We start from the raw sequence: 13120 nt of genomic DNA on the forward strand, positions 1-13120 counted from the left end.
AAATGAAAAATAAACTAATCTTTAGTCTACTAATTTTAAGCCTATTTAGCTTTCATTTAAATGCAGGTGTAAACCTTAAAAATGGTAATTTTTACATTTCATTTACTGATCTTCTCTTAAAAAATTATAAATCTGCTTTTAAAGATATTACTAGAACTTATAATTCAAGGTCTACTGAAACAGGTTTATTTGGTTATGGTTGGGGTACAAAATTTGAAACTTCTCTAAATATTTATCCTGATGGAACTTTGCGTGTTAAAGAATATGGAGCAGGAGAAAAAACTATTTATTTATCCCCACAAATTTCTGAAGATTTAACCCAATTAATGATTGATGATTTAATTGAAATTATGCAAGAAGAAGGAGATTTAGAATTAAACCCAAGTGCAATTGCAAATCAAATTAAAAAGCTAAAAAACAATATAGAATATCGTTTAAAAAAATGGGATACCTATGTTAAAAAAGGATTACTTGCGTATGCAACAGATTTCCCTATTGGCTCTGAATGGGAAAGTTTTACAAGAGGAAATCAAAAAATAACATTAACAGAAGAAGGATTTGTTAGAAATCAAAAAAACAACAATGAAACAGAAGTTTTTAATAGCAATGGTAAATTAATTCGTTATGATTTAGGAAATGGTAATTTTACCATTTTAGAATACACAAACAATATGCTCTCTAAAATGATTACTGGTGATGGAACTACTTTAATCTTTAAAACTAATGAAAATAGTTTTGTTACTGAAATTTATTTTAAAAATAAAAGTGTCGTAAATAAATCAAAATATATTTATGAAAATAAGACTTTAGCTTATAATAAAGATATGAAAGATAATATATTTAAGCAGGTATATGATAATAATAAAAATCTCACAAAAATTATCTACAATGCAATAAGAGTAAAAGGAGTAAAAGAAGATGCTCTAATAATGACCTATCACCCAAAAACATCTTATGTAAAAAGTATTACAGATAGAAACGGTGAAACTATTTCTTATGAATACCCAGTCTTTTATAAAGAAGATGGTACAAAAGATGACAATCATTATGCAACCAAAGTAACTAAAAAAGGATTTAATGGTAATTTAAGTACCAATATCTATGAATATTTTATTGGAGAAAAAGCAAATGGAGGTACTTATTCACAAAAAATAGTAACCACAATAAATGGCATAAAAACAGCTACCACTTACGATGAGATTTGTAGTAATCCTATAGAAATTTCTAGAGGTAAACATACTACCAAATTTAAATATAATAACAGATGTTTATTAGTAGAAAAAGAATCTACAAGAGGTAAATTTATTTCTATGAAATATCATCCAACATCAGAAAAACTAATCTTTGTTAAAAATGAAGATGGTACTTACGAATTTACTTATAATGAAAGCTTAAACTTAACCTATGCTATTAAAGACAATAAACAATGGATAAAACTAAATTATAATGATAAAAAGCAAATAATATCTATGGCAAATGGTAATACTAAAACTGGTAAAAAGAGCTTACTAACTTTTGAGTACAACAAACTTGGTAAACCTATAAAAATAAAAATGAAAGATGTTGGGGCTATTACTGTTACTTATGATAAATCTGGAGAAATAGAAAGAGTTGCTAGTGAAGATGGTCATAAAATGGCTTTACAGGTTACACAAGCTTTTCAAAACTTATTAGCTTTAGTAAAACCTTCTGGGGTTAATTTAGGTATGTAGTAAAGTAAATAATAATGACGAAACACTAGAATTTATAAATTTATTCTACACCAAATGGAAAACGGACAACAACTCTACAAAACCTTTAAAGAAACACAAAAAAAGTGATGAAAAAATACAAAAGCGAACTTCAAAAATGGGTCGTTTTTGTGTATTTTGAATAGTTATTAAGTTACTTTATCTTTAATATCAAAAAGCGAACCTGTTAATGCAACCCTTTGCAGTAATGCATCATTAGTAAAATCGCCAGTAATATTTGTAGTTTCTAGTTTGCCATCTTTAATTTCAAATATTGTAACCGATTTTCCATCTTGGTTTATAACACATCTTAATTCGTTACAAATTAATTTTTGAAACTCTTTTTCGTTATAAATTGTTCCTCTAAATTTATCTATAATTCTTTTAAATAGAGAATCATCTACGTCTGGTAAACTAACATTATCTATACTGTTATAAAATGCAATTTCATCTTCTACAACATCTGCAAATTTTGCATTTGGTTTGTTAATTACAGCAATACCTCTACTCTTTTTCTTTGATAAATCTTCCCAAATACCTTTTACATAATCTACGCCTTCTAAAATATCGCAAGCGGTGTCTTTAGCTTTTAATAAAAATCAGCTGCTTAATAAAAGACTAACTGTAAAAAGTAACGTAACTATTTTTAAGTTTTTTCATAAAAGAAAAAGACAATAACTATAAGTCAGTTTTAAAGTTGAAAGTTTACCAAGCTTTAATAATTGTATTTTTATTTATTTCTCTAATATCTGGTACTTGTTTTCCGTTTGTTAAAATCATTACTTGCTTTAAAACTTCTTGTATAAAATCTGCATCTATAATAACCGATTTTTCTAAATCTTTTAATTTCGGTAAAAAACCAAATTTATTTTTTAATACTTTTAAATATGCAGATGTAAATGCACCATTACTTAATTCCTTGTTTTCATAAGCTACATCTGAACCTGAAGATGCAGACAGAATAGTAATACCAGATGTAGACATAAAATCCTCAAATAAGTTTCCAATAATTTCAGAGACTTTAAAAGAAGGCTTTTTTTTATTAGATTTAGTAATTGTACCTCTTTCTCCTTCTTTTCCTAAAACTTTAGTTCCGTTATTTTCAGATTCTATATCTAATGTGTTTCCTGCATGGCAAGTATCCATTAATAATAATTTTCGCGATGCTTTTATATTTGATAAACCTTTAATAATTGTATTAAATGCGACTCCATTTTTGGTAACATCGCTAAAATCCATATTATAAGGCGCATAATAATAATTGTTTTTTTTATCTAAAACTCCATGACCCGCTATAAAAACAATTACTTGATCTTCTTCTTTTGTATTCTTTAAAAAATTGGTTATTTCTGCTTCTATATTTTCTTTAGTAGCATCTGTATTTGTAATTTTTTTTACATAAGATTTGTTGAAAGAAAAAGGAGTTGAATTTGATAATAATTTAAAGGAACTAAAATTACTATAATTAAAATCAACTACTTTAGCTGCATTAGATTGAATCCACTTAGGTTTTAAATTAGCAATAGACATTCCTTTTATAGTATAATCTTCATCTACAAAAGTATTGCTATTTAAAACTTCGCCTTTTAAATTATAGGTAATTATTTTATGCCTAAATTCATTTAATTTACTACTTAAAACAGTAATTTTTGTTCCATCTTCAGAAATTGAGGCTTCATCTCCATAGGTGATAGAAAAAGGGAGCTTTATAGGAATATTCTCTTTTGATAATTTAATTTTATAGACGTTATCACTAACATCTGTATATAAAATATAATCGCCAGAACTAGAAATACTTTTAAAGTTTGGCATTAAACTTTCATAACTTTCCATTTGTATGGTGTCTTTTTTAAATAGATGTTTTTTAAGATTAAGCACAGTTGTATCTATTTTACTTTTATTTTCTGATGCAAATAAAATCTGAAATTCCTGTTTATTATTTAGCTGTGTTGCATAAAGCCATTTGTTATTTTTTATTGGTTTGTAGTTTTTATAATCATTATATTTAAATTCAAAAGGGAGTGTTATTTTTTCAATAGTATTTAAAATGTAATTTATTTTATAAAAATTACTATCAACTGATCTTACATAAAATTCATTTTTATTTTGCGATTTATAGATTTGTTTAGAGAAAATATCCTTTTCAAAATCGTTAGGTAGCTTTATTTTTTTAATTTTTTCAGTATTAAAATTCCATATTAAAGCCTTCCCATAATTAATTTCTAACCATATTTTATCATCAGATGAAATTGAATACATATCTCCTATTGAATTGTATTCTTTATACCTATTCAAACTAGCTACTTGTTTATTTTGTATAGTTTGTAGAGTGAATCTATCTCCCAAAAATTCATCTTTAAAATCTTTAATTGTTATTGAATCTAATTTACCATAAACATTAGCAATATCAAAAGCATCTTTATCGGCAAAAGTTAAATTATAGGCAGTTTGTTTATATTCTGAAACACCAATACTTAAGACATATAAATCTCCTTTTTTGTCTATTTTTTTATTTACTCTTTCATTTTTTGAAGTTTTAATACTAGCATACTCTTTTTTATTTTTTCTTAAGTTAACAGCTTTATTTAATAAAGTAAGGTATTCTTTATTTGGTTCGCCAAAAACGGACAAAACTTTTGTTGGTTTAAAAATTATTGGATCTACACTTTTTAAAGAAACTCTTTTTTTATTTTTTGTAGCATATAAAAAGTCATCTGCTTCCATATTACTGAAATAATGATTTTCTGTATCATAAAAAATGTGTGTTTTTTCTGAAGGATGAAACATGCCCCCTATTTCTTTGCGCGTTTCTGTATCAATAACTCCTGTTTTTCCATTAGCATAACTAACCATTAATTTTGAAGCATCTTTGTTAAATGATATGTTTTTGGGAAAGTTAGAAGAAGCAATAGAGATTAATTTTTCATCAACAATAATCCCCAAACCTTCTATTAACAATGCTATTCTGCCATTCTTACTACTTAAATCATTGATATAAAAACAGTCTTTTTTTTCAGATTTAAAGGTTTTATTTTTTTGAGGAATAAAAAAAACACTTTCTTTAAAGCACTTACCAAACTCAATTTGTTGAAATGAATTACTTACTATAAAACTTTCATCAGCTTTACTTAAAAGGTAACTACCATCTTTTAATTGTTCTTCAAAAATTATATTTAAATTTTTATCTCTAATTTGTACAAGGTTCTTATCTGAAATTGTTAAAATGTGTACAGCTTTTTTAGAGAATTGTGCAAATTTATAAAGCCCTTTAAGTTCTGTAATTTTATCATTAGTAATTACAGCTAATGGTTGTGGTTCTGTGTACCCATTATTATAATATTTTTTTGGACTTAATAATAATTTTTTAGACGTTTCATCATAATCAATAATGCTAAAATATTTGTCTTTAACTTTATGCAACTTAATAACTTTATCTTCTATAAAACTATATTTAAAAATATATCTATCATTATTAGAAAGGTCATAACCATAAAAAATAACGAGTCCTGTTTCTTTATCTAAAATAAAATTAGAAGTAAAGCTAACTTTATGATTTACTTCTATATAGTTTTCGAAACCTAGTGTTTGAAATCGATCATAAAAAGTACCTTTTGCATAATATTTTATATTATTAGAAATATTAGATTTTTTTATTTCTGAACCATAAATGATAAAACTATCATCTGGCAAATAAAGACTTTTATAAAATTCTTTGGTAAAATTAGGATGCGTACTTATTTCATCTTTCTTTTTTGCATTAAAAACAGAAAAACTGGCAATGTCACTAAAGTTTTTATTAAAGGTATTACCAGTTATAATTTTATTGTTTTTTTTAATATAAGCTGCTGTATAAGCACCCTTTTTAGAATTTAAGTTACTAATTTTAAAACTATTATTTTTAAAATTTATAACTATTGGGTTTGCTGGTGAGAAACCTTTCTCTGTAATAATAATTGTGTTACTTTCAATAAAATAATCTGAAACTGAAGTTGAAAAAGGTAATGATTTCCATTTCGTTTTTACTTCTGGATTTTTTGCTCGTACTCCATTTTTATAAGCATATACTGACACAACATTTTCTTCCTTAGAAATAGTAATTGCATAAACAGTATTATCTGTATTATTTAAAAAAGAGTGTATAATTTTATGAGAATCTTCTAAAACACTTTCCCAAAGTACGGCGTCACTCTTTAAATCTCTATATATTAATTTTTGTTTGCCAGTATAATGTTCTTCTACATAGGCAATATGTGTGGTGTCTTTATTAATATTAGCAGATGTAATTTTATCCTTTGTTTTAAAGGCTTTTATTTGTTGAAAATTATCATTATAAATTAATATTACTGAAGAGAGGATGTCTTTTTCTTCAGTAAAAATCAACGGTCCAATTTTATTGTTGTTAAACAAACGCCCTTTAAATGGATTTTTACCAAGTACTTTTGCGTTGGAGTCGATAATCCAAAGTGAGTCTTTACTTTTATAAAATAAGCCTCTTTCGTTATAAATTAAACGCGGACTTTCTATAAAAAAACCATCGCTTTTTTTAAGCTTACTATGATAACTAAAATCTTCTGTATTATATTTTAAAATTTTACCATAATTATCTATAGTAATTATTCTTTTTTCATCTTTAGTTACAAGAATATCAGATATTTGTGTATCATGGTAATCTTTTAAATGTAATTTAATACTGTCTTGTGCAGCATTTTTAAAACCAAAAGCAATTAAAAAAAATAAAATTATATACTTTTTCATAGTTGTTTTATTTTAATCTTTTAGAAGTAATTCCACTCTCTTTTTAACTTCGTAAATCTTGTCTTTTTCTCTTTTATCAAATTCTTTTTTAGAGACAATTTCAAAAATATTAAATTCTTTATTACTTTCTAAAGTGTTATCGGTAGTAACTGTCCATTTGTAAACTCCTTTCTTTAAAGGTAATAAAATTCCTAAACTATTTGAGAAATTCATTTTGTATTTGCCTATTATTTTTTCATTTTTAGCATTCAAAATCCAGAGATAAAATGTTTTTTCTCCGATAGAATTCCATTTAAAATCGACAAACGAATCAACTGTAAAGTAAGAAAGATTATTAGGGAGTTGTAATTTATCATTGCCTCTAAAGACACCACCATAAATACTCTTTTTCTCTTCCTTTTTTAAGAATTTTTTATAAACATAAGAAAGGTATCTTTTACTTACAGATTTCGATTCATTTTTTATTTTACTCTTTTTTACGTCCGCAAAAGATGTTTTTCCTTCTTTTGAAATGTTATACATATTAGCGTTTTCATCAATAAAAATAGCGCTTCCTTTTTCTATTAAAATTGAATTATTAACTTCAAGTAAGCTACCTGTATATAATTGCTTTTTGGATTTAGAATAATAAACGTTACCTTCTACTTGATAGACAACTAATTTTTTTTGAGAGTATATTGCGAATGAATATAGAATAATAAAAAAAATTATTATTTTTTGCTTATAGATTTCCATTTTTTGAGTAAAAATTCATTAAAAAATTCAGAATATGGTAATAGTTCTATGGCTAAAATAGGGCATAAAATCATTAAAGCTACTGACAGTTTTATACCAACTGTAAAGAACAAAACAGATATCCAAAGTATTATAAAAGAATAAAATAATTGGAATAATTTTTCTATTAATGTTTCATTGGTATAGTCTTTTGCGTGTACTTTTATAAATAATAGCGATGTTAGAAACGTAAAAAGAATACCCAAAATGATAACTATAAATCTAGGAATTTCTCTAATAAAATCATTCTTAATTAAAGAATTTATAATATTTGCATGTATAGTAACTCCGTACATATCTGGTATTGTTTTTCCTGTAAAATTTTTATTTATAGGCGTAAACTTTTTATCTTGAATATCGTTTACATTTCCGAATGGTGATCCTAAATAACCTAATAAAACTATTTTATCTTTAATGAAAGGAATTTTCTCTTGAAGAAGTACATCATCAAAACTTAAATGTAAAAACTGCTCATAATTCCCAAAATACTTAATTGTTCTTAAGTTCTTACTTTTTTCAATTTTATTATTGCTAGCTTTTTGGGTTATTGTATAAGCAAAAGAATTTAACGTGTCTTTGTTCGTTAAAAACTCTCTAATTACGTTCTTTCGTTCTTTTTTTAGATTAAAATTTATAAACCCTTTATTTTTGATGTTGAATTCTTGATGATTAAAAATATTTGGATACACATAAGAACCTACCAATAAATTAGTATGTTTTTTTATAGTTACAGATAAAATAGAATCTTTAAAAGCGTCTTTTTGCTCTCTAAAAATAGCATCTAAACCTATAACTTTTGGAGTTTGATTTGCCAAGTGATCTATTAATAAAGCCAATTCTTCTCTATCTCTATTTTCAATATTTACAAGTACAACATCAGAAATTACTTTATCGTATTTAAAAATGTTTTTAGACTGTACTAAATCTAAATAACTAAAATCATCGAAAGCATCTTCTATAAAATCGAAAACGGAAATATTAAAGAAAATTAATGATAACAACCCAAAAACACAATATGTAAATATAGTATGTTTAAAAGCTGATTTCATTTGTTTTAAATTTGGTTTTTTGCTAAAATTACGAATAATTTTAATTGTTAATAGAACAAATTTCACCTTGTTTAATAAAAACACCTACAAATAGGTAAATTAAATTTTAAAGATTCCCTTATATTTACAAAAAAATATTTATGTTTTTAAAAAAGTCTTTCACTTGCTATTTTTCTTATCTAATAGTTTTATCAACTTTAATAACTTCTTGTGCAAGTCATAAAAGATCTAACATACAATCTAACGAAAACTTTGTTGTAGAGTTAACCAAACAAAAATCTAGAGGAGGTCTTGTAGATACTGCTTTAGAAGGCTTGTTTATGGGCGCAAAATATTTAGTTGATAGATCATCAAAAAAATTAATAAATACCTATACAAACTCAATTTCTATTAATGATTATTACAATAATTATAGTGGTAGAATTCAAAAAACATATACAGGAATTCAGCTTAAAAAGTACGCAAACCCAATAGAAAACGTACAGAAAACTGAACTAAAATCTATAATTACAAGAGAAATTAATGCTGCACCAAAATCTAGAGGAGTAAAAGGAACTACGTTAGCACTTTTAGATGTAATTCCTGAAAAAGAAAATGAAGACATGCTAAACTTTCATGCAGTTATTGGTTTTGAAAGTGATGATAAAAACCCTGGTGTAACTCGTTTAAGCTTTAATGAATTAAGAGTGTTTTTCTCTAAAACAAAGGTTTTTAGTGATGAAAATCTAAATGCAAGGGTTTTAATTTCTATTGAAGGGCAATGGAGAAGTACAAATGGAGAACCTAAAACGGCTGTTTTAATTGAGCAAGAGTACGATTTTAAAAACATTAAGTATGGTTATAAAAACCAAATTGATACACCAATTTTAACAAAATGGTATATTGACATTCCTATTTTACCTGAATTAAAAGCAGACAAAACCTATGGTGTTATAAAGGTAAATGTACAATTAGAAGAATATGAAGGAAACAAAAGTAAATATTTAAATAAATTACCTTCTATTTTAAGCGATAATAAAGACGCTATTATTAAAAATGGTAGTTCTACTATTAATAAGATTGTAGATTAACTTGTGTTAATAAATTTCTCAAATTTATTTTTAAAATAAAATAGTGAATATTGCAAACTAAAAAACCTTACCAGATACGGTAATCATACTCTTTAAAACCATATCTATTATTTGGTTTTTGACGACCTTCAGTTTGTTTTATTACTTCATTAGAAACGTATTTTTTTAACTCATTTAATGTTATTTCCTTATCATTATTTAAGTCTGCTGCATTATTTTTAAGTCCGTTGAGAATGGAATAAGTAAAAACCCCATTATTCCATTTTTTAGATTCATATGCGTAACTGTCTCCTGCTGATGCAGAAATTACACTGGCACCATTTCTTCTATCTAAATTAACAAATGTTTCTTGCATAATTTGAAATGGAGAGTTTTCTGAATCTGTATTTTTATTTTCAGTTAAAGTGCCTCTGTATGAGTATTTAATTACGTTTCCTTTTTCACCATTACTTGGCAACTTCTTCGACTGATTTTGAACAATTAAATCATCTTTATCTACTTCGCCACCATGACAAGCATCCATAAGTAATAATTTTTTACGTGGAGGAATATCATCTAATAAGTCTTCTAAAAAATCATATGAAATACCTCGTTCAGAAGCATTTTTAAAATTCATATCATAAGCAGCAAAATAGAAATCAAAATTTTTATCTAAAACACCATGTCCAGAAATGTAAACTATAACTTCATCATGGGTTTTTGCTTTTTTTAATTTTCTCTTAAGTTTAGTTATATTTTCTAGAGTTACTTCTTTATTAAAAAGCTTTTTAACAATTACTTTATTATACAATTTTCCCTTATTCGATTGAAATAAATTAACAATGTCTTTACCATCTTTTTGAGCGTAACGTAAATTAAAATTTTTATTTAAATATTCTGAAACGCTTAAAACAATTAAATATAAATTAGGTTTAGGTAGCGCTTTTGTTGAGTTTACATAGAAAGCTTCTCTATAACTTTCTGAACCAGCTTGATTAACTACAGAAAGCTCTATTTTATTCTTACCATTGTTAAGTTTAAGTTTCAAAGTAGTATTAAACTCTTTTATCATTTTAGAGCGTAAAGGAATTCCGTTTACACCATAAATAGGTACATTATTTATCCATACATTTATGCGATCTAGTGGGTGTTTTGAGTCTGTACTATTTACTTTAATTTTTAATAAATCTGTTTTTGTATTATAAGGTAAATGAGTTTTGTTTTGAATTGAAATTTTTGGAAGATGATGTTCTCCAGTAATCATATCATCTGTAAATTTCATCCTTTTTAGTCGTTTTTGGTATACTTTATAATATAAATCGATTAATTTTTGAGGTGCATCTCCAATTCGTTTAAGAACAATGTCTGGGCGATTATATTTAAGGTCGAACTGTGAAAAAGGATACACTCTTAGGCCCATTTTATAAAAAATATTATTTGATATTTTTTTAGAGAAAGAATAATATAAATCTGGAGTTGAACAAAATAAATTTTCTTTATCTAAAATAATGAACCTGCAAACTTCTTTAGTAGTAATAAAGTTTGAGATGATTGCTAATCCATCATTAAAAACACTTATTAAAAGTGAATCTTTAACAAATGAAATTGATTCTAATTGAGAATTATGAACTAAATATTGAGATTTAATATTATTATTTTTATTGTCTATTATTTTTATTTCTCCTTGATTACCAGCAAAAACAGTATAATCTAAATCCTTTAAATTTATAGCAATCGAATTAGTTTTTATATTCTTAAAACGTTTAATTAATTCTCCTTTTTTACTATAATATTTTATTTCATTATCAAAATACACCTGTACTATGTTTAATTTATCCAGAAATAATATATTATTAGGCTTCTTATTTTCTTTAATTTCACCTACAACTTTTAATGATTTTAAATTATATATATAGATAATTCCTTCAGACAAAATTGTCATTAAATCTTTATCAGTATTCAATAAAAAACTAAAATCATATCCAATCTTATCTGTTTTTGTTTTTACAATTATGGTTTTAAGATTCTCTGATTCAATAACTCTTACCTCATTATATCCTTTTACAATAATATAACTCCCATCAGAATTATATTCTATACGATTATCTACTATTAAACCTACTGATTTAGAAGCGTTAATTAATTCAAAACCCGTAAGTTTAAATTGATAGATATTATTATTTTTAATAACTGCAATTGTATTTTTAATTGTAGAAATAGTTATATAATCAAAAATATAAGTCTCTTTGCCTTCTATTTGGAACGACAACTTCTGTCCTTTAATGTTAAAGATTGAATATATTTCATTTCTAGACAACCTATCTCCAAAAGACTTACTTACAAGATACTTGCCTCCTTTGGTAACTTTAGTTTCTATGGTTTCTCCTTGAAAATAATCTGACTCATTATACCTTTCAAAATTGGAAGTTTCAATTTCTTTTGAACTTTGTTTTGTTAAATCGAATATTTCTGCACCTCCATAAATACTACTAGCAACAATTTCGTCTTCATTAAACCCTTTACTTAAATGTGTTATATGAGTTGTTGATAATTTTTTTGTTTTCCCTGTTTCTGTATTAAAGCTAAACAAACCATTTGTTGAGCCAATAGTTAATACTTTGTTTTTAGAATTATAGAATGCAGAAGTCATTTTAGACCCCATAGAAGTTATAGTATTCAACAAATCACCTGATTCTAAACTATAAATATTAAAATTTACTTTATTATTAGGGAATATTAGTGTATTATTTTTAGAGTTATAAAGCATAAACTTCTTCTCTAAAGTATCTTCATCTGGCATTAATAGAACGATGTCTTTAAAGTTAACAACAATAAAAATATCCTTTAGAGTGGCAACGATAATCTCTTTATTAAGCGTTTTATAATTAAAACTAACAATAGAATCGGGCATTTCAATTGAATTAATTTCAAGACCAGTTTCTATATCATATATATATAGCTTACTAAAACTTGAGCAGATTATATTCTTGCTATCTGGCGTAATAAAAATAGATTCATATTTAAAATAGCGGTTATTAGATTGAGAGGCTATAATTGTTTTTTTTGAATTAACGAGATCGTAAATAATTAATGATTGATCTAAAGAAGAGGAAACTATATAGTTTTCATTTGGACTAACTATTATTTCTTCAACTGCATCCTTATGAGAATAAATTGGCTCTTGAGACAAACTTTCTAGATTAACAGAAGTTACATAGCCAGAACTATGTCCTAGATATAAGTTTTTATCAGTTAAATACAAACTTTTGTTAGAAATAGGATCTAACCTTTGGCTTTCTTTAAAAATATCTTTTTTTTTCTTAATAAGGGTAATTGTTAATGTATCCCCAGAAATGGTTGGTAATAAATTAGTAAAACCAAAGTTGTTAATCGGTGTATATCCATTTAGACTGATTAAAACTTCTCCTGACTTCATTTCATAGAGATTAGTAGTTGAGTTTGAAGTAGAAGAATGTAACATACTTACTGCATAGAATTCATCATTTTTAGAAAATAAAACATTCTCAATATTCTCTGAAAACTGACTTTTACTTTTTAATTCATGACGACGAATAATTGCACCCGAATTAATATCGTGTAACAATGCTAAATTTTCACTACCAGACAATAAATATTTACCTTTAGAACTAATATTTATTGAGTTTATAGATTCTGAATGTCCGAAAGGAATTGAAATTTCAGGTAATTGCGCAAAAATATAAACGCTGAAAAAAAAACATATAATTACTAGAAACTTTCTCAT

At 25.4% G+C, this 13120-nt stretch carries 6 protein-coding genes; 2 read left to right on the forward strand and 4 right to left on the reverse strand.

Annotation, left to right across the window (positions count from 1 at the left end; translation table 11 throughout):
- The first annotated feature begins 2 nt into the window (after nucleotides 1–2).
- Nucleotides 3–1712 carry a DUF6531 domain-containing protein gene (locus V3V28_RS10175; protein ID WP_331364908.1) on the forward strand — a complete coding sequence of 570 codons (1710 nt, stop codon included), beginning with the start codon at nucleotides 3–5 and terminating at the stop codon, nucleotides 1710–1712.
- A 723-nt stretch (nucleotides 1713–2435) separates the two neighbouring features.
- Here V3V28_RS10175 and V3V28_RS10180 read toward each other — a convergent pair.
- From V3V28_RS10180 to V3V28_RS10190, 3 genes are read right to left on the reverse strand one after another with little or no spacing between them, the layout of a single operon-like run.
- Nucleotides 2436–6485, reverse strand: a complete 4050-nt coding sequence (locus V3V28_RS10180) for a caspase family protein (RefSeq protein ID WP_331364909.1) — start codon at nucleotides 6483–6485, stop codon at nucleotides 2436–2438.
- 12 nt (nucleotides 6486–6497) lie between these two features.
- On the reverse strand, nucleotides 6498–7220 hold the full coding sequence (locus tag V3V28_RS10185; protein WP_331364910.1) for a hypothetical protein: 723 nt from the start codon (nucleotides 7218–7220) through the stop codon (nucleotides 6498–6500).
- Nucleotides 7196–8308 carry a CHASE2 domain-containing protein gene (locus V3V28_RS10190; protein WP_331364911.1) on the reverse strand — a complete coding sequence of 371 codons (1113 nt, stop codon included), beginning with the start codon at nucleotides 8306–8308 and terminating at the stop codon, nucleotides 7196–7198. The genes V3V28_RS10185 and V3V28_RS10190 overlap by 25 nt, the downstream gene beginning before the upstream one ends.
- Nucleotides 8309–8448: 140 nt before the next feature.
- Here V3V28_RS10190 and V3V28_RS10195 point away from each other — a divergent pair, with 140 nt between their 5' ends.
- Entirely contained in the window at nucleotides 8449–9378 is a 930-nt protein-coding gene (locus V3V28_RS10195) for a hypothetical protein (RefSeq protein WP_331364912.1), read from the forward strand.
- A 67-nt stretch (nucleotides 9379–9445) separates the two neighbouring features.
- On the opposite strand, the gene V3V28_RS10200 is transcribed toward V3V28_RS10195, so the two are convergent.
- On the reverse strand, nucleotides 9446–13120 hold the full coding sequence (locus V3V28_RS10200; protein WP_331364913.1) for a caspase family protein: 3675 nt from the start codon (nucleotides 13118–13120) through the stop codon (nucleotides 9446–9448).

This window comes from Polaribacter sp. (assembly GCF_036480315.1).
In the GTDB taxonomy this organism is placed as follows: Bacteria; Bacteroidota; Bacteroidia; order Flavobacteriales; family Flavobacteriaceae; genus Polaribacter.